The sequence below is a fragment of the Nonomuraea sp. NPDC026600 genome (assembly GCF_040638335.1).
Taxonomy (GTDB): Bacteria; Actinomycetota; Actinomycetes; order Streptosporangiales; family Streptosporangiaceae; genus Nonomuraea.
The window spans coordinates 78208-103579 of sequence record NZ_JBEZYD010000008.1; the positions used below are offsets into that span (position 1 = coordinate 78208).

The window sequence follows — 25372 nt, forward strand, 5'->3', positions numbered from 1 at the left end:
GGTGGTCAGGTGCGATCGCCGGGTGGCTGTGAGAAACGGTTGACCAGGAGGGCCAGTCGCCGCTCGTGGTACTCGGGCGGGAGCCTGCCGCCGCGCATCAGCGTCACCAGTCCGTGCAGGCCGGCCCAGAGGGTCTCGGTGAGCGTGCCCAGTTCGTCGTCGCCGGTATGTGGCCACAGCGCCTGGCTCAGTTCGCCGAAGCAGGCGTGCAGGGCGGGCGGTGCTTGGGGGGTGGCGAAGGGCAGGTCGACGGTCTGGCTGAACATGGCGTCGTACAGCGCGGGCCGCCGTTCGGCGAAGTCCGCGTACGCGGCGCTGACGTGGGCGAGGGCGTGCCGAGGGTCGCTCGCCGACGTGCGGGCCGCGCACAGGTCGGCGGCCAGATCGACGAAGCCCTCCAGGGCCACCGCGGCCATGATGGCGTCCTTGCCCTTGAAGTGGCTGTAGAGCACCGGCTGGCTGTATTCGACGCGTTCGGCCAGGCGCCTGGTCGTCACCGCCTCCCAGCCCTCGGCCTCGGCCAGCGCGCGGGCGGCTGTGACGATCAGCTTTTCCCGCTCCGCACGCTCGCGCTCCCGGCGCTCCTGAATCGACATGCTGCCAACTCTAGCATCGCTAGTACTCCTGTCGACGCTCTGATTATTTCGGGGGATGTCACATTCCTTCCACGCGCGGTGTCGGACAAGCGGACCCACGAAAACCGGGAGTCCGAAACGAGCTTGGAGCAGCTATGACATCTCCCATCCTGGTCACCGGCGGTACGGGCACGCTGGGGCGTCTGGTCGTACCACTCCTGCGGAACACCGGCCGCGAGGTGCGGGTGCTCAGCCGGACCGGCCGCGAGCCCGGGAACGGCGTCGAGTTCGTGACCGGCGATGTGAGCACCGGTGAGGGGCTCGACGCCGCGGTGAAGGGGGTCGGGACCGTCGTGCACTGCGCCGGGAGCGCCAAGGGCGATGAGGACAAGGCCCGGAACCTGGTGCGGGCGGCCGCTCCCGCGGGTGTCGGGCACCTGGTGTACATCTCGGTCGTCGGTGTCGATCGGGTACCGGTCGTCAGCGGCGTCGACCGCGCCATGTTCGGCTACTTCGCCGCCAAGCACGCCGCGGAAGGCGTCATCGCCGAGTCCGGGATCCCGTGGACCACGCTGCGCGCCACCCAGTTCCACGAGTGGATCCTCATGACGCTGGGGCTGATGGCCAAGTCGCCGGTGATGCCGCTCTGGGGCGGTGTCCGGTTCCAGCCGGTCGACTCCGGCGAGGTGGCGGCCCGGCTCGTCGAGCTCGCCCTCGGCCGGCCGGCCGGGCTCGTGCCCGACCTGGCGGGGCCGCGCGTGTACACGATGAAGGAGCTTGCCCGCGGCTATCTGAAGGCCACTGGCAAGCGCCGGTTGGTCATGTCGGTCAACAGCCCGGGCCGGGCCGCCCGCGCGTACCGGGCCGGTGCCAACCTCGCTCCCGAACGGGCCGTCGGCCGCCGGACCTGGGAAGAATTCCTGGCCGAGCAGGCGCCCACCCGGCAGCCCGGCTGACCGCCGCATCACCTGTTCTGGCCGGCCCGCAGGTGGGCGTGCACGGCCGGGGTCAGCACCTGGCCGGTCCGCTCCACCATGAGCGTCATGTGGTACGCCACGAGCGCCATGTCGCAGTCGGGCGCGAGGAGTACGGCCAGGCACGAGCCGTCGCTGATCGACATCGTCAGCATCAGCCCACGTTGCATCTCCACCACGGCCTGGGTGAGAGGGCCGGACTCGAACATGCGGGCCGCGCCCTGCGTCAGGCTGACCAGTCCCGAGGCGATCGCGGCGAGCTGGTCGGCCCGGTCGGCGGGGAAGGCCGACGAGAACGCGAGCGGCAGGCCGTCGGATGAGACGACCACCGCGTGGGCGACGCCTGGGACGGTGCTGACGAATTCAGTGATCAGCCAGTCGAGGCCATGTGCCACGTACGTCAGGTCGGTCATGCGCCCTGTCCACTGTTCGTGGGGTCCGCAGCAGGCGCCTTGCCCGAGCTGATGTCATTTCGGGCCGCCCGGAAACCCTGCTGGAAGCTGGACAGGCGGTTGCGCACCTGCTCCGGCGAGGGCGCCGGCATCGGTGCCACGCTCTTGGGCGCGGTGTCCGTGTTGGCCGAGCCCGGCACCAGGTTGGCCTTGGGCACCCGCTTGGGGAGCCCCGCCGAGGTCGCGCCGTCTCGTACCGGCTTCACCACGGTCTCGGCGGCGCTCCAGCCGGCGTCGGCGTTGGACGATCCCCAACTGGCACTGGACTCGCTCCCGTGCTCGAACCAGGCCGACTCCACCGCCGCGAAGATCGGCAGGTACTCGTCACCCGAGGTGGCCGGCTTCACGGTCGGGATCGGGCCGGTGGCGAGCGATCCGCTCTCGGGGAAGTCATATCTCTGCCGCGACGGGCCGTCCGCGCGGTCGCCGCGGCTCCAGCTCTGCGGCTGGTCGCCGGTGGGCCATTTCGGCAGGCCGCCGTCGCCGGACCAGCTGCTCGGGCTGCTCAGGCTGCTCGGGCTTCTCGTCGGGGCCCATACGTCGGCGGAGTCGTAGGTGCCGTAGTCCGCGCGCGGCTCGGGGGTCCGGCCGGTGTCGACAGGCCGTGGGGGCGTCGAGGGCCAGCCACCGCCCGAGGCAGGCGGGATGGAGGAATACGACGGGTGTCCCGAGCTCATCTGGTAGCCGCCCCCCTGCCACTGCGGCGCGGCGTAGGGCTCCTCGCTGGCGCCGCTGGGCACACCGGCGTAGGCGGGCACCGGTGACTGCGCGCCCACCAGCGTCTCCGGCATCAGCACCATGGCGGTCAGGCCGCCGGAGCCGTGCGGGCGCAGTTGCACCCGGATGCCGTGCCGGTGCGCCAGCCTGGCGACCACGAACAGGCCCATACGGCGCGACACCGAGACGTCCACGATGGGCGCGTCGACGAGGCGGTTGTTGGCCTGGCCCAGCTCCTCCACGGTCATGCCGATGCCGGAGTCGGTGATCGACAGTATGACGCCGCCGCCGTCGATCCGGCTGCCCGAAACCGTCACGCGGGTCTCGCGCGGCGAGAACGACAGCGCGTTCTCCACCAGCTCGGCGATCAGGTGGATGACGTCGTTGACGGCCTGACCGGCGACGGACACGCCGTCGGGGACCTGGAGGACGACCCGCTCGTAGTTCTCGACCTCCGAGAGGGAGGCGCGGGCCACGTCGATCAGCTTGACCGGCTGGCTCCAGCGGCGCGGCGGGTCCTGACCGGCCAGGACCAGGAGGTTCTCGCTGTTGCGGCGCATGCGGGTGGCGAGGTGGTCCAGCTTGAACAGGTTCGCCAGCCGGTTCTCGTCCTGCTCGCCCTGCTCCAGACCGTCGATGAGGGTGATCTGCCGCTCGACCAGCGTCTGGCTTCGGCGGGAGAGGTTGACGAACATCGCGTTGACGTTGGTCCGGAGCTTGGACTCCTCGCCCGCCAGCCGTACGGCTTCGCGGTGTACCTCGTCGAACGCCCGCGCCACCTCCCCGATCTCGTCTTTCGACGAGACGCCGATCGGCGGCACCTGTAACTCGTCCGCGCTGACCTCGCTGGCGCGGAGCTGCCGCACGAGCTCGGGCAACGTCTGGCCGGCGACCTTGAGCGCGTCTCCGCGCAGCCGCCTGAGCGGCCGGACGAGCGAGCGGGCCATGACGGCGGTGATGCCGAGGACCAGGATGATCAGGGTGATGACGAGGGCGATGTTGAGCACGGCCACGTACTGGTCATTGCTCTGGACGTCGGTGGTGATGGTGGTGACCTGCTCCGACAGCGCCTTCTGCACGGTGTGCGCGCTGTCGACGGCGTCGCTGATGGACTCGAACCAGCGGGCGACGTCGTCGTTGGTCGAGGTGTCGAGCCGCCGCAGGGACAGGCCCGAGTTGGTCAGGAACACGGCCCTGCTCATGTAGAACTCGCCCCGCCCGACCTTCACGCTGGCGACCGTGTTGTCGAAGAACTGCCGCTGGGCGAGGGTGGCCACGGTGCGGAACGAGGTGCGTTCGCTCTCGCGCCTTGAGCGGGCATCGAGGAACGCCTTGTACTCGGGTTCTTCGAACGACCCCCTGACCAGCGCGATCATCAGCAGGCCCCGCAGTTTGGAGGTCTCCTCCTCATAGCGGGCCATGGCTCGCAGGGCCGCGGTCGTGGAGATGAGCTGCTCGTCTGTCGAGCCCTGCGTGACCTCGTCGTAGAGTTGCAGCATCTCGGCGATGGCCTCGGAATACTTCGCCATCGTCGGGAGCGGCGGCAGTTGCGTGCCGGACACGGTGGCTCGCAGCGAGGTGAGCTGGGTCAACCTGGTGCGCAGGGTGGTCAGCTTCTTGCGGCCGAGATCGGACAATGAGTCCTCGGCTGCCGCGGCCGCCGCGCCCGTGCGCTTCACGCTGGCGTTCACGATGTCCTGCTGGGCCGACAGCTGCTCCTTCTCGGCCGATGCCCTGTTGGAGGCGACGAACTGCGCCGAGAGGTCACGTTCGAGCGCCATCTCGCGGGACAGCTCACCGAGCTGCGCGACGAGGGAGCTCACGTTGCTGATGTGCTCATACTGCTGTGCGCTGCTGACCGAGGTGGTGACGCGTAGCCCGCCCAGCACCACGGCCACCAGGGTGGGAATGGCGATGAGGGAAATGAGGCGAGTTCGTACCCGCCAATTGCGGAGGGCCATCACGCTACCGGGGGTGGGTACCGGCTCGGCGGACTTCTCGTCAGCCACGGACTGACCCGGCAGAGCGGGGGCCCCGACACGACCATGTTTGGTCGTCGATGTCCTCACTAGTGGCAACCTCTCGCGTGGCCTGCTTCAGGGGACTTGGTCACACCGATGAATGACCACAGGCAAGTTTGGGCCCAATTTGAGCATGAACCTCACGCGTTAGCCAACGCCTCACAGATTTCAATCGGTCCATTTTGTCGTTGATTCTTCAAGCATATTAATTTTGGGCGGGTGGAACGCTAGAATCGGGGCAATCCGGACACAAGATCATCAACGGCGCGCTAAGGGCATTCGCCATACATCAACCCCATATATTGCTTTTCATTGAAAAACTCGGATATGCGTGGCATTGCGCTTCAGCTTTGATCTACCCTCCTGTACGCTTCACGCTCGGTGTCGCTGATGCCGGATCTTGAGACGCCTCCCCTGTAGGAGAACCCCCCGATGACCCGCACACTGCGCTGTCGCGCGCTCACTCTCGGCGCAGCAGTCGCTCTCACTCTTACCGCCTGTGGTGGGAACAGCGACTCTCCTGAATCGTCGGCTAATAGCAAGGGCTTAGAGAAGACCGTCATCACGGTCGGCGCGCTGCCGATTCCCGACTCTGTAGCGATCTATATCGCCAACGCCAAGGGCTTCTTCAAGGAAGAGGGCCTGACGGTCAAGCCCCAGATCATCGCCGGCGGCGCGTCGTCCCTCCCGCAGGTCAAGAACGGCCAGCTGGACATCATGCAGAACAACTACGTCTCGATTTTTGGGGCCGTCAGCCAGGGTGAGAAGCTCAAGGTGGTGGCGGACATGTACCAGGCTGGTCCGAACGCCTTCGCCATCATGGTTCCGAAGGATTCGCCGATCAAAAAGGTCGCCGACCTCAAGGGAAAGACCGTCCTGATCAACAATCTTCGGAACGTCGGCACGCTGGCCGTGACGACGCAGCTGAAGGTGGCGGGCCTCACCGAGAAGGACGTCAAGTTCGCCGAGAAGCCGTTCCCCGAGATGGGCAACGCGCTGGCGACCGGCCAGGGTGACGCCTGCTGGACTCCCGAGCCGTTCATCACCGCCAACGAGAGCAAGCTGGGCTTCCGCACGCTGGCCGACACCATGACGGGCGAGGCCGAAGACCTGCCGATGGCGGGCTGGATGACCACGGACGAGTGGGTGAAGAAGAACCCGAAGACGATGGCCGCCTTCCAACGTGCGGTCGCCAAGGCGCAGGCCCTCGCATCGAGTAACCGCAAGGAGATCGAAGCGATGCTGCCCACGTACACGAAGATCGACGCGAAGACCGCTTCGGTCATCACGCTGGGCACCTACCCGAGCGCGCTGAGCGCCAACCGGCTGCAAAAAGTGGTCGACCTCATGGTCGAGTACCAATACCTCAAGAGCCCGATCGACGTGAATTCGATCATCGTGGCACCGCCGGCCGGATGACCCGTGCACGACTGCTCCGCGGCGTCATCGGCGCCGCGGGCTTTCTTGTCGTCGGAGAGCTGGTCATCCGGTTCGGGCTGAGCGACGACGTGGACTTCCCGGCGCCCTCGGTCGTCCTGTACGAGGCGGTGCGCCTCTTGGCCGACGGAGAGTTCCTGCTGGGAGCGCTCACCACGCTCACGAACTGGGCGCTCGGACTGCTCATCGCGGTGCTGGTGGGCGTCTCGGCGGGAGTCCTGCTCGGCGCGTTGACTCCGATGGAGCGCGCCGTCCGGCCCCTGCTCGAGTTCCTGCGGCCCATCCCCTCGGTCGCGATCATCCCGCTGGCGATCCTGCTGATCCCGGTGGATGAGCTGATGAAGGTCTCCGTCATCGTGTACGCGTCCGTCTGGCCGATCCTGATCAACACGTTGTACGGCATGCACGACGTGGATCCGCTGGCCAAGGACTCCCTGCGCAGCTTCGGATTCGGGCGGCTGGCCGTGCTCGGCAGGGTGAGCCTGCCGAGTGCCGCGCCCTTCGTCGCGACCGGCATCCGGGTCGCCGCCGGGATCGCGCTGATCATCGCCGTCAGCGCCGAGCTGCTCGCCGGAGGCGCCGCGGGCCTGGGGGTCTTCGTGATCCAGGCGGGGAGCGGGAACAGGACCGACCTCACCATGGCGGCCACCTTCTGGGCCGGCGCATTCGGCCTGCTGGCCAACCTGGCGTTGCAGGCGGCGGAGCGCCGACTGTTCCACTGGCGCCGGGTGCGGACGGGGGCGGTGTCGTGAAGTGGCTCGCCAGGTCCTGGGTGATCCTTGCCGTCATCGTCTTCTGGGAGCTCGTCTCGCGGCAGCTCGGGAACAAGGACTACCCGCCGCCCACGACGATCGTCGCCCGGATGTACGAGCTGTGGTTCTCCGGGCCGGCAGCACGACTGTTCCTCACGGACGACGCGATCGCCAACATCCTGCCCAGCCTGGGGCGCATGTTCTCCGGCTGGATCCTGGCCGCGCTCATCGGAGTGCTCCTGGGAGTGTTCCTGGGGCGCTCGCAGGTGGCGGCCGACTACGTGAACGCGCTGATCGAGTTCGGCCGCGCCATCCCGCCACCACTGCTGCTGCCGTTGTTCCTCGTGTTGTTCCACGCCGGCCTGCAGACGCAGCTCACCGCGATCGTGTCCGGCGTCATCTGGCCGGTGCTGCTCAACTCGATGGACGGGGCCAGGACGGTGGACCGGACCTACACCGAGACCGCCACCGTCTTCGGGCTGTCGAGGGCGCAGCGCCTGCGCCGGGTCGTCATCCCCGCCGCCTCACCAAAGATCTTCGCGGGCCTGCGGCTGAGCCTGTCGCTCGCGCTCATTCTCATGGTGATCTCCGAGCTGTTCGGCGGTACGGACGGCATCGGCTACCAGATGCTGATCGCGCAGCGCAGCTTCGACGCATCCGGAGTGTGGGCGACGATCGCCCTGCTGGGGACGCTCGGCTTCATCGTGAACTCGCTTTTCGTGCTCGCAGAGCGCCGGTTGCTTGTCTGGCACAGGCAGGCCACCCGGACGCCATGACCTCATCTTGGAAGGGACAACACATGCCGCACTCCGACGGCCTCCTCTGGGGAGCGATTGCCGACCTTTCGCGTTTCGCGGCTCTCCTGACCATGGCGGAGCTGGGCGTCGCCGACCACTTGGCGGACGGGCCGCTCGACACCGATGAACTGGCCAGGAGATGCGGGGCGCACGCCCCCTCACTGCGCCGGGTCCTGCGTGAGGCGGCGGGCATCGGGGTCGTCCGCAGTGCCGGCGCCAACGGCTACGACCTGACCGAAATGGGCACCGCGCTCCGCTCCGACGTCCCCGGCTCGATCCGGACCTCGATCCGCACGCTCGGCGAAGAGAGCTTCTGGTACGCGATGGGCAACCTGCCGGACACGGTGCGGGACGGCAGCTCGGCATTCGTCACGAAATACGGCAACTTGTACGAGCGTCTGGCGGCAAATACTGAAATGGGCCGCATGTTCGACACCCATATGGCCACCAGGGCCATCCCGTTCACGGAAGGCCTGATCAAGCGGTACGACTTCGCGGGTGTCGATTCCCTGGTGGACGTCGCCGGGGGGAGGGGCCACATCCTGGCCGCGGTCCTGCACGCCAATCTGGACATGCGCGGCATCCTCTTCGATCTCGACCGGGTGACGGACCTGGCCAGGGAACTGCTGGCCGTGGAGGGCCTGGCCGATCGGTGCGAGGTCGTGGCCGGCGACTTCTTCGCCTCGGTGCCGGCGGGCGCGGACGCCTACCTGCTGGCCCACATCCTGCACAACTGGGACGACGGCGACGCCGTACGGATTCTGCGCAATGTCCGCCGCGCGATGAACCCCGGCGGCCGCGTGCTGCTCCTGGAGTCGGCACTGCCCGACGATGATGCTCCGCATGCGGGCAAGGACCTCGACATGCGCATGCTGGCCATCTTCAACGGCGGCCTCGAGCGGAGCCGGGAGGAGTACGCGAGCCTGTTCCAGCAGGCCGACCTGGAGCTGGCGGAGGTCATCGAGCTGGACGCGGGAGCGAGCCTGCTTGAGGCCAGAGCTGTCTGACGCGTAAGGCGGCACGGATGGAGGCGGCGGGATCGCCGAGGTGGTAGATCCGCTCCGACGGTTCGATGCCGTCCAGGAACTCCTGGTAGCGCACGGCGTAGGCCAGGTGTGCCAGCGGTTCGGCGACGGACAGCGCTCGGGCCGGATCGCAGCCCGGCACCTGGGAGGTCCAGGCGTCGATCCAGGCCCGGGCCGCGGTCGGCCGTTTGGCCTCGGGCAGGAAGTCGCAGACCCGGAGCCCGTCCAGCACCGGGTTGCCGAGGTGCGCGTCGGCGAAGTCCACCACGACCGGCGGGCCGCCGTCGCCGCGCCAGTTGCCCGAGTGGAAGTCGCCGTGCACGATCGTGTCGGGCAGGCCGCAGTCATCCAGCATGGGCCACCGGTCGACCAGCCGGTGGGCCCCGGCCAGCTCCTCGGCGGTCAGCTCGCGGCCGACCTGGCCGGCGAGGAGGTCGCGGACCTGGTCGGCGATGACGGGCCCGCGCAGGTCCCGCAGCCCGAGCCCGAGCTGACCGGCGAGCGCGGCCTGCGCGGCGACCATGCGGGTCACCGCGCTGGTGATGGCCTGGGGGGAGGCGTCCCAGCAGTCCTGGCCGGGCAGGTGTTCGAGCAGCACCCGGCCCGGTCCGGCCGCTTTGACCGTGGGCACCAGGCCGGGGTCCAGGTTCGCGAACGCGCCGATGACGGCGCCCTCGTCGGCGGCGAAGTGCGGCGTGGTCTTCAGCCAGACCGGGCCCTGATCGGTGGGCAGGAGAAACAGCCCAGCCAGGTTCCAGGTCTTGCGTTGCCGGATCGGCCCGGTCACCGGACGCCCCGCGGCGGCCAGCAGATCCGCCGCCCATCCGAACACCTCCCTCAGACCCTCCACGCGGGCCCACGGCGAACGCAGCCTTTCCGGCCTGGTCAGTGCGGCCTCATCGATGCGGTGTCGCGTCAGCAGTCCGGCCACGGGGCGCTGGAGGGCCTCGACATGGTAGGTGACGTGACCGTCACGGGCGCCCTCCCCGCCGTAGACGTGCAGGAGGCGCAGGACCAGTACCTCGGCTTCCAGCGCCTGCTGTAGGTACGTGACGACCGGCTCGACCTCCGCCCACCACGGCACGTCCACCGCGAACGGCCCGATGACGCCGAGGTAGTCCGCACCCGAGGTCACCCATGCACTGACCGTCCGACTCATTCCGCCAGTGTGAACAGTCAGCGCGATTTCAGCGACCGAATATCCGCGAGCCGCGGGCGGTCGGACCGCCCGCGGCTCTGTCGGATCACTGGCGGGTCACTGGACGGTGATCTTGTCCACTTCGACGGTGATCCCCTTGACCTGCGGGGTCGAGGTGCCCGTCGTCACGTTGCCGACGCCGCGGCTGACCCCCTTGATCTTCATCGAGTAGGTCAGAGTGCCACCGGGCGCGCCGGGGGTGCTCGTGACGACCAGGTCCTCGGTGGGCGGACCGCTGATCTGGGCGCCCGCCGTACCCTCGTCGTTCTCCGCGCCCACGGTCAGGCCGGAGCCGGCGGGGGCGTCACCCGGCAGGTTGGCCGGGTCGTAGGCGTAGCTGATGTCCTCCACTCCGTTGAGTCCGATCCACTGCTGGAACACCTTGGTGCTGGTCGTACCGAAGGTGTTCACCCGCCACTCCAGCACCAGCCAGCGGCTGACGCCGTCGGTCAGTATCCCGGCGAAGACGCCGGGGGCGCCGGTGCCGTCGAGGTCGGTCCAGTAGGAGGCGAGTACGGCGTTCGGCCGCGCGGGGTCGGGCAGCGTCTGCGGGAGGAACGCGATGTCGTCGGATCCGTTGCTGCCGCCGGCGACGCTGTAGCCGTTGGAGACCACGCCGATCCTGGTGTAGGACTTGCCGGCGAAGGTGAAGGCGGGCACCGTGAAGTTCAGTGCCTGCTCGTCACCGATCGGCAACGGTGCGATGCCGAAGATGTCCAGCGGCAGATATCCGGCCGGCCCCACGCCCGGCGCGATGGTCGGCTTGGCGGGTTGCTGGCCGGCCAGCGTCACCTTGGTCGTCGCGATCTGGGTGCCGATCTTGGTGGCCCCGGTCACGCTGTTCAGCCGCAGACGGGCGTCGAGCGTGCTGAGCGCGGTCACCTCGGCACTGGCCAGGCTGTTGTTCTGCACAGTGACCGTACAGGTGGACTCGCCGGTGTTCTTCGGGATGGTGGACGGCGCGCAGGTCTGGTCGACCGGCACGATGCCTTCCTGGCGGAAGAACGCCACCGGCAGGTGCAGCGCACGCGAGCCGCCGACCTGCCTGAGGTCCACCTGGCCGAAGTACTGCCCGTCGGGCAGATCCGGCGCGGTGATGATCACGTTCAGCTTGGCGCTCTTGCCCGGCGCGACGGTGAAGCGTGCCGGCAGCACCGTGATGTTGGCGCCGTTGACTGTCGTGCCCGAGGCGGTGAACGTGAGCGTCTTGTTGGTGGTGTTCGTGACCGTGCGCTTGGCGTTGATGATGCCGGGCATGGTCGGCGCGTTCACCGAGGGCAGGTTGAGGTCGATCCGGTTGAGCGGGTCGGCGGCCGAGGCGACGAAGTTGGCCGCGCTCTCGTCCAGGGTCAGTCCGGGGTCACCGGCCTTGGTCAGGTCGATCCGTCCGCCGCCCATGTCGAACGCGTCGGCGGCGGTGGTGCGGTCCGGCTTGGTGACCCCGGTCTTGGCCGTGGTCTCCAGAGCCGACTTCACCTGTCCCGGGGTCCAGGTCGGGTGCAGGGCGAACACCAGCGCGGCCGCGCCGGTCACGTGCGGCGCCGACATGGAGGTGCCCTGGATGACCTGGTAGAGGTTGCCGGGCGGCCCTTCGAGCGGCCCCTCGGGAGTCGGGGTCATGCCCGCCAGGATGTGCAGGCCGGGCGCGGTGACGTCCGGCTTGAGGAAGTCGCCGCCGGGGCCGCGCGAGGAGAAGTACGTCATCACGTCGCCCTGCCAGCTCGCCTTGACCCCCTGGGTGAACGACGCGGTCGCGCCCGGATGCGCGGTCAGGAAGCTCATCAGGATGTCGGTGTCGGGCTTGTCGACGTGCACCGACGGGATCCAGTGCGCGTCGGTGAAGACGTCGAACGGGAAGGCGTTGTAGAGGATCATCCCGGCGGCGCCGCCCTGCCTGATGTTGAAGCTCTTCAACACCCGGTTCGGGCCGCGCTCACAGGCGACGATCTTCCCGGTGAAGATGCCGGGCGGTGCCGGGGTGTCGCACAGCGCGTTGGAGTACGGGGGAGCGGACGCCAGCACCACGGGCAGCGGCGAGGCGACCCCCGAGGTGACGGACGAGCCCTTGATCGTCGCCGTCGCGCCGCCACCGGACAGCGTGACCGTGGACTGGAACGTTCTGGTCTGCGTGGACGCGGCCACCGTGGTCACCCACGGGCTGCGGTGGTCGGTGGTGTTGGCACCCGGCCCCGAGTTGCCCGCCGACGCCGAGACCAGCACACCCGCCGCGTAGGCGTCGAGGAAGGCCAGCTCGACCGGGTCGCTGTACGGGTCGCTGCCACCGGAGATCGAGAAGTTGACGACGCGGACGCCGTCCAGGATGGCACGTGCCACTGCCTGTGCCGCGTCGGAGGGGAAGCAGCCCTCCGCGCCGCACACCTTGTAGACCGAGACCTCGGCGGCGGGCGCTATGCCGTGGATCGGGCCGCGGCTGATCCCCAGCGGGTTCGCGTCGGCCACCGGGCCGCCGGCCGACGTGGTGGCGGTGTGGGTGCCGTGGCCGTTGGAGTCACGAGCGCTGTCGGGATAGACCTCGCCACCGAAGACCGCGTTGTAGGTCTCCAGGAACGGCTGGCCGCCGATCAGCTTGTTGTTGCAGGTGAAGGGATCGCTGGCCGGGGTCAGCGGGTTGTCGCCGAAGTTGCAGACCCGGGCCGTGCCGTCCTTGGTCGGAGCGGGGGCCGGCAGGCCGCTGGGGGAGGCGAAGGAGGGGTGCTCGGGCCAGGCGCCGGAGTCCAGCACGCCCACGATCACACCCTTGCCGGAGGAGTTGCTGCCGCCGAGCTGGTTGTAGATGGTGTTGGCGCCGATGAACTGAGGGCTGGAGTCGGTGAGGAGTTGCTGCGGCTTGTCCTCCTGTACGGCGACCACGCCGGGCAGCTTCAACACCTCGGCCGCCTTGTTGCCCGGAATCCTGAGCGCGATGCCGCCATAGACCGTCCGGACCCGCTGGCCCACGACGGCTCCGGGGACCTTGCTCGCCAGCTCGCCCAGGAACTCCTTCTCAACGCTCTCGATGTGCTGGCCGTACTTCTTGGCCTCGGCGCTTCTGGTGTCAAGAGCCTTGCCGGTGACGGCGGGACTGGTGCCCGGCAGGCCGGGCAGTCCGCCCCGGTAGGCGGCGAGCGAGTCGTAGTCCAGTTTGACCATGATGTTGATCAGCGCGGGCGAGGTGACCCGCAGCAGCGCCTGGTCGCTCTTGGCCAGCTTGCCCGTCGGGGACTTGGCGCCCTCGACGAGCTGGGCGCCGGTGACGGGAGTGGCCTGCCACTTCGTGCTCGAGGGAGCCGGCGTGGGCGTGGCCCGCGCTGCGGCAGGGCTCATGACCACCACCATGCTCAATCCAATGGCCACCGAGGCGAGCCGCCGCGCGCGGGATAAGCGGGGACTGGATAACACAAGATCCTCCTCGTCGAGGGGCTGCACGGACTCACCACGCCGCCCAGGAGGCATCAGGTCACCCTGCGTCGAGGCACACCGGAGAGATCACTGAACCCTCCCCGGTGGGTGACGAGCTGACGGGCCGCCCTTGTGGGGCGGCTCGGTTTCCGACCGGAGTGTAACCAGCGATCACGCGGCCGAGAACCCTATCGAGTTGCCAGAATCCTGCCGACAATCCAGCACATTTCACGATGTACTACTCGTACGGCTCCGCGGGCTGGTCGATTTTCGTGACGTCGGTGGCGGACATGTCAGGGATCACGTAGCCGTTGGGGATCTTGCCCTTCCAAGGGATCCAGGTGCCGGTGACCTGGACCCAGGAGTTCTCCCTTGGCGTGGGCACGCCCTGAACCGCGACCTTCAGGGCGAGTGCGTCGGCGGCGCAGCAACTGATCTGCATCCTGGTGACGTACCAGCGGTTCTTCTTCTTCGACGGCACCACGAAGCCGGTCAGCTTGACCTGCCGCCCCGCGAGCGACGTACCGGCCGGATCGTAGGCCCGCCCGATGAACTCACCGAGCGTCAGCTCGGGCACGCCGACGGAGAGCTGCCGGTAGGCCACCGGGGTGGGCGGGCGCGGCGCGGGCGCGTCGTCCTCGCTCCCTGCCGCGAACGAGCCCAGCGCGGGCGGCGCGACCAGCACGATGGCGAACACGGGCACGGCCAGCAGCCACGCCACTCGCGGCCCATGCCCGTGGTCGTGGCCGTGTCCCTGGTCCTGCGCGTGCTCGTTGTGATTGCGCCACTGGAGGACGAGAGTCACCAGGGCGAGGCCCACCAGCACCGCGCCGGCTCCGATGAGCAAGGGCCGGAAGCCCGGTTTGACGTAGTTGACGTACGTTCCGGAGAAGACGGAGATGTTCAGCAGCGCGCCGCCGAGGATCAGCAGCATCAGGCTCTGCGTCTGGCGTTTCACAGCAGCACCCATCCCGTGACGAAGCTGACGCCGATCGCCAGCGTCAGCGTCAGCGGCACGAAGCGCCAGGCGAAGGCCCGCCCGAACGTCCCCGCCTGCAACGCGATCAGTTTCAGGTCGACCATCGGCCCCACCACCAGGAAGGCGAGCTTGGCCGTGGGGGAGAAGGCGGTCAGCGAGGCGGCCACGAACGCGTCGGCCTCCGAGCAGATCGACAGCAGCACCGCCAGCAGCGCCAGCACCAGCACCGACACCACCGGAACGCCGGCCACGGAGGTGAGCCATGAGCGGGGGACCACCACGTTCAGCGTCGCCGCGGTCAGCCCGCCGATGACCAGGAACCCGCCGGTATGCAGCAGGTCATGGCACATCGCGTCCAGAAAGGCGCCCCCCTTGCCCTGCCCGGGCGCCGCCGTACGGCGAGGCACCGGCAGCCACTCGCTGCGCCCGCACCGCGCCCAGATCCAACCGGCCAGCACCGCCACAGCCAGCGAGGCGCCGAACCGCGCGACCACCATCGCGGGATCACCAGGGAAGGCCACCGCGGTGGCCACCAGCACGACCGGATTGATCGCCGGCGAGGCGAGCAGAAACGCCAGCGCCGCGGCCGGCTCCACACCCCGCGCCATCAACCCGGAGGCCACCGGCACCGAGGCGCACTCACACCCGGGCAGCACCGCGCCCGCCACCCCGGCCACCGGCACCGCCGCGTAGGTCTTGCGCGGCAGGGCCTTGACCCAGAACGAGGCGGGCACGAAAGCGGTGATCGCCGCCGACAACGCCACCCCGAACACCAGGAACGGCAGGGCCTGCACGCACACCGCCACGAAGATGGTGGCCCACGTCTGCAGCGCCGGCGCCGTCAGATATGGCGCGAGCAGAACTCGGCCGGCCACGAGGAGCGCGATCAGGAAGACGAACGACCACGGCAGCCACGACTCGCGGCCGGGCTTGCGCCCCCACGTGTCCGGTGGTAGCTGATCCTCTGTCCCGGGCCAATCCAGCGGGGTTCGGTGTGTCATCGCCCTCCCTGCTCCAACGCTTGGTCCTGATGACACGCGGCAGCAGGGTAGCGGGTTCTGTCCCGTCTTGCGCTACGCGTACGAACACGGGCCGGCACCCTGCGGCCAGCAGGTAGCCCGCGATTGCAGCCACCTGGAAGCCGATCCGGGCGCCACCCGCAATGCCCGGCGGCCGTCTGAGCGCGAGGCTTGACGGTATGACCGCTCCACGGCGGTGAAGGACCGGACCTCTCTTTCCTGACCGCCGACGGCGAGCTCGCCGAACAGACGACAGAAAGGGCAGCAGCATGCGACAGGTTCGACTGGGACAGACCGATCTGCGGGTCTCCGTGATCGGGTTCGGGACCTGGGCCTTCGGCGGCGACTGGGGCGCCGTCGACCTGCGGGAAAGCGAACACGCCATCCATCACGCCCTGGACCTGGGCATCAACCTCTTCGACACCGCGCATGGGTACGGCTTCGGCCTCGCCGAGCGCCTGCTGGGCAAGGCCCTGCGGGAGCGCTCACGCCGCGAGGACGTGGTCATCGCCACCAAGGGCGGGCTCCGCCTGGAGGGCGACCGCCTGCTGCGCGACGCCGGCGGACAGAGGCTGCGCGAGGGTGTCGAGGAGAGCCTGCGCAACCTCGGGACCGACTACATCGACCTCTACCAGGTGCACTGGCCCGACCCGCACACCCCACCGGAGGAGACCGCCGGGGTGCTGGAGGAACTGGTCGGGGAAGGCAAGATCCGCCACATCGGGGTGTCGAACCACGACGCCGAGCAGCTGGCGGCGCTGGCGCGGTTCGGGCGGGTGGAGGCGTTGCAGCCGCCGTACCACCTGTTCCGCAGAGACATCGAGGAAACCGTCCTGCCCTATGCCGCCGCGCACGACATCGGCGTGCTGGTGTACGGGCCGCTGGCCCACGGACTGCTTTCCGGCCGGTTGACCGAGTTCACCACCTTCGACGCCGACGACTGGCGCAGCAAGAGCCCCGACTTCACCGGCGAGGCCTTCGGCAAGAACCTCGCCGTGGTGCGGCGGCTGGAGCAGGCGGCGCGGGAGTGGGGCATCGGCCTGCCGCAGCTCTCGGTCGCCTGGACGCTGGCCGATCCGGCCGTCCACGTCGCCATCGTGGGCGCGCGCCGGCCCGCCCAACTGGACGGCACCACCCCGGCGGCCGGCATCCGGCTCTCCGAGGCCGACCTGCGCACGATCGACGCGATCCTGGCGCAGGCCGTACCCGTGTGGGGCCCACATCCGGAAGGTATGTGACGGTCTTCAGCGCCACATAAGCGACAAACTGGAACAATCACTGTTTTGTGTTATTTCAGTGGTGATGTTCCCGTCTCCTGGTCGGAGCATCGGAGGCTCCGGATCGGGGTGATGGATGTACGCGCGGTCGACGTACGAGGTCGAAACGGTGCTGGCGGCCGGGGCGGGCGATCACGGAGCGGTCGACGAGCTGGTCAGGAGCCATCTGCAGCTCGTGTACAACATCGCCGGGCGGGCCATGAACGGTCACCCGGACGTGGACGACGTCGTGCAGGAGACGATGGCCAGGGTCGTGACCGGGGTGTCCGGGCTGCGCGACCCCAGGAGCTTCCGATCCTGGCTGGTCGCCATCACCATGAACCAGGTGCGGGACTGGCGGCGGGCGACCGCCACCACTCCCGCCGCCCTCGACGAGGCGCTGGGCATGGCCGACGCCGGTGCCGACTTCGCGGGTCTCACCGTGACCCGGCTCGGCCTGTCCGGGCAGCGCAAGGAGACCGCGGAGGCCGGTCGCTGGCTCGACGACGACGACCGCGAGGTGCTCGCGCTGTGGTGGCTGGAGGTCGCGGACGAGCTCACCCGGCCGGAGCTGGCCGCCGGGCTGGACCTGAACGAGAAACACGCCGCCGTCCGCGTGCAGCGGGTCAAGCAGCGGCTGGAGTCGGCCCGCGCGGTGGTGCGCGCGCTCTCGGCCCAGTCCCGCTGCGCCGGCCTGGCGTACGTGGCCGACGGCTGGAACGGTACGCCGTCGCCCCTCTGGCGCAAGCGGCTGTCGCGGCACGTACGGGAGTGCCAGACCTGCACGGATCAGCTCTCGGACCTGATCCCGGCCGACCGGCTGCTGGCGGGCCTGGGCCTGGTGGCCATTCCGGCGGGTGTCGCGGCGGGGCTGCTGGAGCTGGCGCGGACGGCCGCCGTACCGGCGCTGAAGGGCGGCCTGATCGCCAAGGGCAAGGTGGCGGCCGGTGCGGCGGGTTCCTCGCTGGCCGTCAAGCCCATCGCGATCGCCGCCGTCAGCACCGCGCTGATCGCCGGTGGCGCGGTGGTCGTCCAGAACCTGCGGCCCGAGCCACCTCCCACGCGGGCCGCGCCGTTGATCGCCACCTCCGCGCCCGCGTCCTCCCCGCGCCCGACCCGCCCGTCGCCGAAACCGAAGCCGACGCCGACACCGACACCGACACCGACGAAGCGCCGTCCGGTCAGCCTGTACGGCCGCACCATCGACACGGCGGACCAGGCGCCACCCAGGAACCGGCGCCCCGCCCCGCTGCCCCGGCGCGCCGCGGGCACGCTGGCCATCGGCGGGAAGCACGGCTACTCCAGGTACGGCGGCGCCCCGCAGATGACGCACCGGGGCGACTACATCACCATCACCGGCAAGGGCTACCTCGAAGTCCGGTGGGGCATCCTCTACCGCAGCCGGATCGGCGACTTCCGGCCCGCCACCTGGACCGGGCTGAAGGGCAAGCTGTTCCACGTCGCCTCCGGCGGCGGGCGGCGGATGGACGACGAACAGGCGCCGGGCGTCACCTGGATGGGCGCTCCGGAGGTCGGCTTCGTCCGGCTGCCCCGCGGTCAGCAGCAGATGTGGCAGAACGAGTTCTACTACCTGGACGGCCGGGTCACCATCCACAACAACGAGAGCGGCACGGACCTCGACCTCAGCGTGGCGCCCAGGACCTGGGACGAGGTCTGGAAGGACATCTCCACCGGCGTCGACCCCGCCAAGGGGATCGTCCGCTACGGCCTGACCCGCGACACCGGCGACGACCGCGCCCCCGTCCCGCAGTACGTCACCAGAGCGCGGCCCGCCGACCCCGCCAAGGTGCCCCAGCGCAGCCGGGTCTGAGGATTTCTGTTATCTCCGGCGGCCGCGTGCGTCTCCTGTGACAAGAGTGACCCCTGAGAAAGGACCTCCATGACCACGCAGCCCTCCCGCCGGAGCCTGCTGAAGGCGGCCGTGACCGTGGGCGCGGGCGCCGCCGTACTGCCCGCGCTGCCCGCCGCCGCCTCCTCGGCCGCGGCGCTCAAGCACCCCGGTCTGCTGCACACGCAGGCGGACTTCGACCGGATGCGGGCCCAGGTGAACGCCGGAGCCCAGCCGTGGAAGGCGGGCTGGGACAAGCTGGTGGCCAACGGCCGCTCCAAGAGCACCTGGAAGCCGCGCCCGCTCGAGACGGTCGTCAGAGGCGGTACGGGCGCGAACCATGTGCAGCTCGCCATCGATGTGGCCGCCGCCTACCAGAACGCGCTGCGCTGGAAGGTCAGCGGCGAGAAGGCCCACGGCGACGCCGCCCGCGACATCCTCAACGCCTGGTCGGCCGCGCTGAAGGCGGTGACGGGCAACGCCGACCGCTTCCTCGCGGCCGGAATCCAGGGCTGGCAACTGGCCAACGTCGGCGAGATCATGCGCGGCTACCCCGGATTCGACCTCGACCGCTTCAAGAAGATGATGCTCACGGTCTTCTACCCGCTCAACGACCAGTTCCTGAAGGGGCACAACGACGCCTGCATCACCAACTACTGGGCCAACTGGGACCTGTGCGCCATGGCCTCCATCCTGGCCATCGGCATCCTCTGCGACGACCAGGCCAAGGTCGACCAGGCCGTGGTGTACTTCAAGCAGGGCAAGGGCAACGGCGCCATCATGAACGCGGTGCCGTTCCTGCACCCCGGCGGCCTCGGCCAGTGGCAGGAGAGCGGCCGCGACCAGGGCCACGCCAGTCTTGGCATCGGGCTGATGGGCGTGCTGTGCGAGATGGCCTGGAACCAGGGCATCGACCTGTACGGCTACGCCGACAACCGGTTCATGAAGGGCGCCCAGTACGTCGCCAAGTACAACCTTGGCGAGACCGTGCCGTTCACCACGTACAAGTGGGGGACCGGGCAGAACTGCGCACCCCGCGAGCAGACCGAGGTCGCCGCGGCGGGGCGCGGCGCGAACGACCCGATCTGGGCGGTGCTCCACAACCACTACGGGGTCCGTCGCGGGCTGGCGGTTCCCTACCTCGAGGCGTACAGCAAGCGGCTCGCCCCCGAAGGGGGAGGCGGCGACTACGGCGGCGCCAAGTACGACCACCTCGGCTTCGGCACGCTGACCTTCACCCGGGCCACGGCCGCAGGCGGGGGCGGGCTGCTACCGACGGGCGTTTCGCGGACCTTCGAGTCGGTCAACTACCCGAAGACGTACATCCAAGCCGCGGGCCGCATCGGGGCGACCGCGCTCACCCTGCGGATCGTGCCCGGCCTGTCCGACGCCAAGGGCTACTCCTTCGTCGACTCCGAGGGCCGCTACCTGCGGCACAAGGACTTCCTGGTCCGGTTCGACGCCAACGACGGCACCGCGCTGTTCAAGCGGGACGCGACCTTCCACGCCCGCCAGGGCACGGCGGACGGGTCGGTACGGCTGGAGTCGGCCAACTACCCGGGACGGTTCATCCGTCATCGTGACAACGTCCTGCGCCTGGACAAGGCGGAGGACACGACCCTGTTCCGCGCCGACAGCTCCTTCCGCCCGGCCACCTGACCTGGGCGGCGGTCAACAGGCTGAGGGGGCGGTGTCCGCGCCGAGTATGAGGCCCGCCTCCAGTTCGGCGATGCCGGCGCGTACCTGCGCCGCCTGGCTGTCGGCCAGGTGGTCGAAGATGGTCAGGGCCTGCTGCCAGGTCTCGATCGCCGACACCGGGCAGCCGGTCGCCGCCAGCGCCTGGCCGAGGATGTGCAGGGTGCGGGCCTCGGTGTTGCGGTCGCCGATCTCACGGCAGCGGTCGAGCGAGCGGTTGCACCAGCGGATCGTCTCCTCGTGGTCGCCCAGCGCGGCGTACGTGATGCACATGTCGGTCAGCGCGATGCCCTCGCCCCAGAGGTTGCCGATCGCGCGGAAGGCGGCGAGTGCCGATAGATGGTGTTGGAGAGCCGTCCGCGGCTGGTGGAGAGCGAGCAGGGCCCGGCCGATGCCGGCCGAGGCGATGCCCTGCCCCCAGGGGTAGCCGAGGTCGGTGAAGATGGCCAGCGCCTGCCGGTGGCACGCGACGGCCTGCTCCGGAGCGTCCAGGTCGCGATGCACCAGGCCGAGGGTGTTCAGCGCGTTGCCCTCGCCCCAGCGGTCGCCGAGCTCGCGCTGGAGCGCCAGCGCGCTCTCGGCGTGCGGGAGCGCGTTCTTGAACTGCCGCCGGTCCCAATAGGCCAGCGCCAGGCTGGTGCGGACCGGGGCCTCGGCGTGCCCGTCGCCCAGCAGCAGCGCGGCCTCCAGCGCTATCTCGTGGCTGGACACCCACGAGTCCCAGTGCTTGCGCAGGTTGAAGAAGCTCCACAGCGCGCACGGCAGCCGCCAGGCCACGGTGTACTGGCCGAGCGTGAACGCCTGCCGTACGGCGGCCATGAGATTGGCGTGCTCGGTCTCGAGCCAGAGCAGCGCGTCCTCGTGGCCGGAGAAGGTGTACGGCTCGCACGACGGTGCGAGCGAGGGCAGCGGGAGTTGCTGATGCTGCGGGTTGAGCACCTGATCGGCCCGGTCGACGGTGTGCAGGTACCAGGACAGCAGGCGCTGGGCCGCGGCCAGCCGGTCGGCGTCGGACTCCTCGGCCTCGACCCGTTCGCCGGCGTAGACCCGCATCAGGTCGTGCATGCGATACCGGTCGCGGCCGCCGGTCTCCAGCAGGCACCGATCGGTCAGGATCTCGAGCAGCCGCTGAGCCTCGGCGGGCGGCACCCCGATCAGCGCGGCGGCGGCGCCCACCCCGAACGCGAGCCCGCGGTGCAGGCCGAGCAGCCGGAACGCCCGCGCCGCCCGCGGGTCGAGCGCCTGGTACGACCACGAGAAGACGGCCCGCAGGCTCAGCTGCGGATCCTCGTCCACCCCGAGCAGGTCGAGCCGGGACCGCTCGTCCCGCAACTGGGCGACCAGGTCCGCCAGCTGCGCGCCGGGCCGCCGGGTGACGTGCTCGGCGCTGATCGCCAGCGCCAGCGGGAGGTGGGCGCACAGCCGGGCCAGCTCGGCCGCGGCCTCGGCCTCGGCGGACACGCGCCCGGCACCGAGGATCTTGCCCAGGAGCGTGTGCGACTCCGCCTCGCGCAGCCTGCGCAGGAACACATGCCGCGCGTCATCGTGTACGGCCAGCCCGGCCAGGCGGGTACGGCTGGTCACCAGCACCAGACAGTCCGAGCCGGGAAGCAGCGGTCGCACCTGGGCGGTGTCCCGGGCGTTGTCCAGCAGCACCAGCACGCGCCGCCCGGCCAGCGTGCTGCGCAGCAGCGCCGAGCGGGCCTCGACCTCCGCGGGGATCTGGTCGGCGGGTACGTGCAGGGACCGCAGCATCATCTCCAGGGCGGTGGCGGGCGCCATCGGCTCGCCGGGCCCGAACCCGCGCAGGTCGATATGGAGCTGCCCGTCGGGGAACCGGTCCCGCACCCGGTGGGCCCAGTGCACGGCCAGCGCGGTCTTGCCCACGCCGCCGGTGCCACCGATCGCCGCGATGACGATGGGCCGGTTCTGTCCCTCTTCCGGAAGCAGGTCGGACAACTTCGCCAGGTCCGTGCAGCGGCCGGTGAACCGGGCGATGTCGGACGGCAACTGGCGCGGCACCGACGGCGGGGGAGGAACCTCGGGCGCGGGCGGCTCCGTCGTCGCCCGCGTGGGCTCGCCGTTCAGCACGGCCTGGTGGAGACGGCGCAGCTCGTGGCCGGGGTCGATACCGAGCTCGTGGCGCAGCAGGTCGGCGACGTGGCGGTAGACCTCGAGCGCTTCGGCCCGGCGTTCGGCGAGATGCAGGGCCAGCATGAGCTGCTCCCACAGCCGCTCGCGCAGCGGGTGCTCGGCCGTGGCGGCCTTGAGGTCCGCGATGATCTCCTCGTGGCGGCCCGTGCGCAGCCCGAGATCGAACCAGCGCTCCAGCAGCCGCATCCGCTCCTGCCCCAGCCTGGACACCTCGTCGCGGTGCAGCGATTCGGACAGGACGTCGACCAGCGCCGAGCCCCGCCACAGCCCGAGCGCCTCGCGCAGCAGGCCGGACTCTCCGGGCCGGTCGCCCGCGTCGGCCGCCCGCGCCGCCTGTACGGCGAGCTCGCGGAACCGCTCCATGTCGAGAATGTCGGCGCCGGCCCGCAGCACGTAGCCCGCCCCCACGGTCTCGATCAGCGCCCGGCCGTCGGCGCCGTCCTCCAGCACCCGGCGCAGCCTGGTCATGTGGGTGTGCAGCGCTCCGCGCGCCTGCTTGGGCGCCTTGTCGCTCCACATGTACTCGATGAGCTTGTCCAGCGATACGTGGTGGTTGGCGTTCATCAGCAACGTCGCCAGCGCGATGCGCTGCTTGGCCGCGGAGAGCCGCACCGGCCGGCCGGCCCGTGTCAGCTCCAATGGTCCCAGCACACTGAACCGGATCCCCGTACCCGTTTCCATCCGTGGACCTCTCCGCGATCTCCCGGCGGCATGACGCGCCATCCCCAATGACGCGATCACCCCGTTCGCACTCTCCACCCTGCAACAAAGGAGGACCGTTTCCGCGGGTATGGAAATACATCCCGCCCGGAGGGCAGCTTCATGGCCATCCTTAATTCGGTCACCCATGACACCGGCCAGGGCGCGTGTCATCGGACGGCATCGCCTATTGACCAGGCCGGTCAGATTTGGGTCTTGCTCGCGGGCAGACATCCTATCTATGCTCGAACATACTCGTTAGTTAACTTTCCTAATAAACGAGTAGGAGCACCCCCCGATGCACCGATCCCTACGGCTCGTCGCACTGGCCGCGATCGTCGTCGCCTTCTTACCCGCCGCTCCCGCCCAGGCCGCCCCCACCAGGTATGAGGCCGAGAGCGCCACGATCTCCCAGGGTGTGGTCGAGTCCAACCACGCCGGATACAGCGGCACCGGATTCGTCAACTACGACAATCTGACCGGCAGCTACGTCGAGACCACGATCAACGCCGCGAGCGCGGGCACCGCCTCGATCACGCTGCGCTTCGCCAACGGCACCACCGTCAACCGCCCGATGGCCATCGCGGTCAATGGCACCACGGTCAACCGCGACTTCCCGGGCACCGGCGCCTGGACGACCTGGCAGGACGTCACGATCACCGCGCCGGTCAACGCGGGCGCCAACACGGTCCGGGCCACGGCGACGACCGCCAACGGCGGGCCCAACCTCGACTACATCGAGGCCGACGTCGCCGCGCCGTCGAACGACTACCAGGCGGAGGACGCCACGATCTCGCAGGGCGTGGTCGAGTCGAACCACGCCGGGTTCACCGGCACGGGCTTCGTCAACCTCGACAACGTCGTCGGCTCGTACGTCGAGTTCACCGTGAACGCGGCCACGGCGGGCAACGCCACGCTCGCCGTCCGCTTCGCCAACGGCACCACCGTCAACCGCCCGATGGCCATCGCGGTCAACGGAACGACCGTGAACCGCGACTTCCCGGGCACCGGAGCCTGGACGACCTGGCAGGAGGTCACGGTCCCGGCGGCGCTTAACGCGGGCGCCAACACCGTCCGCGCCACCTCTGCCACGGCGAACGGCGGACCCAACCTCGACAGGCTGAGCGCCTCAGTCATCGGACCACCTGACACCGAGAAGCCGTCCGTGCCGGGCAACCCGCGCGCCACGGGCACCACGTCCGGCTCCATCGCCCTGGCCTGGGACGCCGCCACGGACAACAGCGGCACCATCAAGGACTACCGGGTACGCGAGGGCGACACCGTCGTGGCCACCGTGACGGGCGCCACCGCCCAGATCACCGGCCTGGCGGCCAGCAGCACGCACACCTACACGGTCACCGCCCGCGACCCGTCGGACAACGAGTCGGACCGCAGCGCCACCGTCACGGCCACCACCCAGCCGGCCGGCACCGGCACCCCCGTCGCGGCCAACGGCCAACTGCACGTCTGCGGCGTCCGGCTCTGCAACGAGCACGGCAAGGAGATCCAGCTCCGCGGCATGAGCACGCACGGCCTGCAGTGGTACTACCAGTGCCTCAACACCGCGTCACTGAACGCGCTGGCCGACGACTGGAAGGCCGACGTGCTCCGCATCTCCATGTACATCCAGGAGGACGGCTACGAGACCAACCCCCGGCTGTTCACCGACCGGGTGCACAACCTGATCGAGCAGGCCACCGCCAGAGGAATGTACGCGATCGTCGACTGGCACATGCTCACCCCCGGCGACCCCACCTACAACCTGGCCAGGGCCAAGACGTTCTTCACCGAGATCGCCCAGCGGCACAACGGCAAGAACAACCTGCTGTACGAGATCGCCAACGAGCCCAGCGGCGTCTCCTGGTCCACCATCAGGAACTACGCCCACCAGCTAATCCCGGTCATCAGGCAGTACGACCCCGAGACCCCGATCCTGGTCGGCACCCGCGCGTGGTCCTCCCTCGGCGTCTCCGACGGCGCGAGCGAGACCGAGGTCGTCAACAACCCGGTCAACGCGACCAACATCATGTACACGTTCCACTTCTACGCGGCCTCCCACGGCACCGAGTACCTCAACACGCTGTCGAGGGCCGCCGACAAGATCCCGATGTTCGTCACCGAGTTCGGCACCCAGACCTCCTCCGGTGACGGGTCGAACAACTTCACCAGGTCGCAGCAGTACCTCGACCTGATGGCCCAGAAGAAGATCAGCTGGACGAACTGGAACTACTCCGACGACGAGCGCTCCGGCGCCGTCTTCACCGAAGGCACCTGCCCGAACGGCCCCTTCACCGGCACGTCCCGCCTCAAGGCGGCCGGCGTCTGGGTCCGCGACAGAGTCCGCACCGCCGACGACTTCTGACCGGCTTTCGAG

The 25372-nt window shown here is 69.5% G+C and carries 17 protein-coding genes and 1 pseudogene; 10 read left to right on the plus strand and 8 right to left on the minus strand.

Going from position 1 to position 25372, the window contains the following annotated elements; genetic code table 11:
- Positions 1–5: 5 nt before the first annotated feature.
- Positions 6–596, minus strand: coding sequence for a TetR/AcrR family transcriptional regulator (locus tag AB0F17_RS20605; RefSeq protein ID WP_358025127.1), 591 nt, complete (start codon positions 594–596; stop codon positions 6–8).
- Positions 597–730: 134 nt separating this feature from the next.
- On the opposite strand from AB0F17_RS20605, the gene AB0F17_RS20610 reads away from it, so the two are divergent.
- A complete protein-coding gene (locus AB0F17_RS20610; RefSeq protein ID WP_358025129.1) occupies positions 731–1531 on the plus strand; it encodes an NAD(P)H-binding protein in 801 nt (266 codons plus the stop codon).
- Between the two features lie 8 nt (positions 1532–1539).
- Here the strand turns inward: AB0F17_RS20610 and AB0F17_RS20615 are convergent, their stop codons facing one another.
- Positions 1540–1962, minus strand: coding sequence for a roadblock/LC7 domain-containing protein (locus tag AB0F17_RS20615; RefSeq protein ID WP_358025131.1), 423 nt, complete (start codon positions 1960–1962; stop codon positions 1540–1542).
- Complete coding sequence (locus tag AB0F17_RS20620; protein WP_358025133.1) at positions 1959–4727, minus strand: nitrate- and nitrite sensing domain-containing protein; 2769 nt, start codon at positions 4725–4727, stop codon at positions 1959–1961. The genes AB0F17_RS20615 and AB0F17_RS20620 overlap by 4 nt, the downstream gene beginning before the upstream one ends.
- Before the next feature lie 444 nt (positions 4728–5171).
- On the opposite strand from AB0F17_RS20620, the gene AB0F17_RS20625 reads away from it, so the two are divergent.
- From AB0F17_RS20625 to AB0F17_RS20640, 4 genes are read left to right on the plus strand one after another with little or no spacing between them, the layout of a single operon-like run.
- Complete coding sequence (locus AB0F17_RS20625) at positions 5172–6158, plus strand: ABC transporter substrate-binding protein (RefSeq protein ID WP_358025135.1); 987 nt, start codon at positions 5172–5174, stop codon at positions 6156–6158.
- The gene (locus AB0F17_RS20630) at positions 6155–6928 is read left to right on the plus strand and encodes an ABC transporter permease subunit (RefSeq protein ID WP_358025137.1); all 774 of its coding nucleotides are present in this window, start codon (positions 6155–6157) and stop codon (positions 6926–6928) included. The genes AB0F17_RS20625 and AB0F17_RS20630 overlap by 4 nt, the downstream gene beginning before the upstream one ends.
- Complete coding sequence (locus tag AB0F17_RS20635) at positions 6925–7704, plus strand: ABC transporter permease (protein WP_358025139.1); 780 nt, start codon at positions 6925–6927, stop codon at positions 7702–7704. Before AB0F17_RS20630 ends, AB0F17_RS20635 begins: the two co-directional genes overlap by 4 nt.
- Before the next feature lie 23 nt (positions 7705–7727).
- The gene (locus AB0F17_RS20640; RefSeq protein WP_358025141.1) at positions 7728–8732 is read left to right on the plus strand and encodes a methyltransferase; all 1005 of its coding nucleotides are present in this window, start codon (positions 7728–7730) and stop codon (positions 8730–8732) included.
- Here AB0F17_RS20640 and AB0F17_RS20645 read toward each other — a convergent pair.
- The 4 genes from AB0F17_RS20645 to AB0F17_RS20660 all read right to left on the minus strand — a co-directional run bounded on the left by AB0F17_RS20645 (position 8683) and on the right by AB0F17_RS20660 (position 15327).
- Positions 8683–9909, minus strand: a complete 1227-nt coding sequence (locus tag AB0F17_RS20645) for an aminoglycoside phosphotransferase family protein (RefSeq protein ID WP_358025143.1) — start codon at positions 9907–9909, stop codon at positions 8683–8685. The genes AB0F17_RS20640 and AB0F17_RS20645 overlap by 50 nt on opposite strands.
- Before the next feature lie 96 nt (positions 9910–10005).
- Complete coding sequence (locus AB0F17_RS20650; protein ID WP_358025145.1) at positions 10006–13272, minus strand: S8 family serine peptidase; 3267 nt, start codon at positions 13270–13272, stop codon at positions 10006–10008.
- A 313-nt stretch (positions 13273–13585) separates the two neighbouring features.
- Positions 13586–14305 carry a TIGR03943 family protein gene (locus tag AB0F17_RS20655; RefSeq protein ID WP_358025147.1) on the minus strand — a complete coding sequence of 240 codons (720 nt, stop codon included), beginning with the start codon at positions 14303–14305 and terminating at the stop codon, positions 13586–13588.
- A complete protein-coding gene (locus AB0F17_RS20660; RefSeq protein WP_358025149.1) occupies positions 14302–15327 on the minus strand; it encodes a permease in 1026 nt (341 codons plus the stop codon). Before AB0F17_RS20660 ends, AB0F17_RS20655 begins: the two co-directional genes overlap by 4 nt.
- Positions 15328–15614: 287 nt before the next feature.
- Here AB0F17_RS20660 and AB0F17_RS20665 point away from each other — a divergent pair, with 287 nt between their 5' ends.
- The 3 genes from AB0F17_RS20665 (at position 15615) to AB0F17_RS20675 (ending at position 20109) form a co-directional block, all read left to right on the plus strand.
- On the plus strand, positions 15615–16583 hold the full coding sequence (locus tag AB0F17_RS20665) for an aldo/keto reductase (RefSeq protein WP_358025151.1): 969 nt from the start codon (positions 15615–15617) through the stop codon (positions 16581–16583).
- A 115-nt stretch (positions 16584–16698) separates the two neighbouring features.
- Entirely contained in the window at positions 16699–18432 is a 1734-nt protein-coding gene (locus AB0F17_RS20670) for a sigma-70 family RNA polymerase sigma factor (protein ID WP_358025153.1), read from the plus strand.
- Positions 18433–18501: 69 nt separating this feature from the next.
- Positions 18502–20109, plus strand: coding sequence for an AbfB domain-containing protein (locus AB0F17_RS20675; protein WP_358025155.1), 1608 nt, complete (start codon positions 18502–18504; stop codon positions 20107–20109).
- Positions 20110–20121: 12 nt separating this feature from the next.
- Here the strand turns inward: AB0F17_RS20675 and AB0F17_RS20680 are convergent, their stop codons facing one another.
- Complete coding sequence (locus tag AB0F17_RS20680) at positions 20122–22980, minus strand: BTAD domain-containing putative transcriptional regulator (protein WP_358025157.1); 2859 nt, start codon at positions 22978–22980, stop codon at positions 20122–20124.
- A gap of 316 nt (positions 22981–23296) precedes the next feature.
- Here AB0F17_RS20680 and AB0F17_RS20685 point away from each other — a divergent pair.
- Together AB0F17_RS20685 and AB0F17_RS20690 are read left to right on the plus strand one after the other, a co-directional pair.
- Positions 23297–24088 (plus strand): annotated as a pseudogene (locus AB0F17_RS20685) (CBM35 domain-containing protein); the annotation flags it as partial.
- 159 nt (positions 24089–24247) lie between these two features.
- Positions 24248–25360: a cellulase family glycosylhydrolase gene (locus AB0F17_RS20690; protein ID WP_358025622.1), complete on the plus strand. Its 1113-nt coding sequence runs from the start codon at positions 24248–24250 to the stop codon at positions 25358–25360.
- Positions 25361–25372: the final 12 nt, after the last annotated feature.

What these genes read in the sequence shown, in the direction of transcription:
- AB0F17_RS20680 (WP_358025157.1), bottom strand. Translation starts at nt 22,980, where the DNA reads ATGGAAACGGGTACGGGGATCCGGTTCAGTGTGCTGGGACCATTGGAG.
- AB0F17_RS20640 (WP_358025141.1), top strand. Translation starts at nt 7,728, where the DNA reads ATGCCGCACTCCGACGGCCTCCTCTGGGGAGCGATTGCCGACCTTTCG.
- AB0F17_RS20605 (WP_358025127.1), bottom strand. Translation starts at nt 596, where the DNA reads ATGTCGATTCAGGAGCGCCGGGAGCGCGAGCGTGCGGAGCGGGAAAAG.
- AB0F17_RS20610 (WP_358025129.1), top strand. Translation starts at nt 731, where the DNA reads ATGACATCTCCCATCCTGGTCACCGGCGGTACGGGCACGCTGGGGCGT.
- AB0F17_RS20645 (WP_358025143.1), bottom strand. Translation starts at nt 9,909, where the DNA reads ATGAGTCGGACGGTCAGTGCATGGGTGACCTCGGGTGCGGACTACCTC.
- AB0F17_RS20660 (WP_358025149.1), bottom strand. Translation starts at nt 15,327, where the DNA reads ATGACACACCGAACCCCGCTGGATTGGCCCGGGACAGAGGATCAGCTA.
- AB0F17_RS20665 (WP_358025151.1), top strand. Translation starts at nt 15,615, where the DNA reads ATGCGACAGGTTCGACTGGGACAGACCGATCTGCGGGTCTCCGTGATC.
- AB0F17_RS20670 (WP_358025153.1), top strand. Translation starts at nt 16,699, where the DNA reads ATGTACGCGCGGTCGACGTACGAGGTCGAAACGGTGCTGGCGGCCGGG.
- AB0F17_RS20615 (WP_358025131.1), bottom strand. Translation starts at nt 1,962, where the DNA reads ATGACCGACCTGACGTACGTGGCACATGGCCTCGACTGGCTGATCACT.
- AB0F17_RS20650 (WP_358025145.1), bottom strand. Translation starts at nt 13,272, where the DNA reads ATGAGCCCTGCCGCAGCGCGGGCCACGCCCACGCCGGCTCCCTCGAGC.
- AB0F17_RS20630 (WP_358025137.1), top strand. Translation starts at nt 6,155, where the DNA reads ATGACCCGTGCACGACTGCTCCGCGGCGTCATCGGCGCCGCGGGCTTT.
- AB0F17_RS20625 (WP_358025135.1), top strand. Translation starts at nt 5,172, where the DNA reads ATGACCCGCACACTGCGCTGTCGCGCGCTCACTCTCGGCGCAGCAGTC.
- AB0F17_RS20675 (WP_358025155.1), top strand. Translation starts at nt 18,502, where the DNA reads ATGACCACGCAGCCCTCCCGCCGGAGCCTGCTGAAGGCGGCCGTGACC.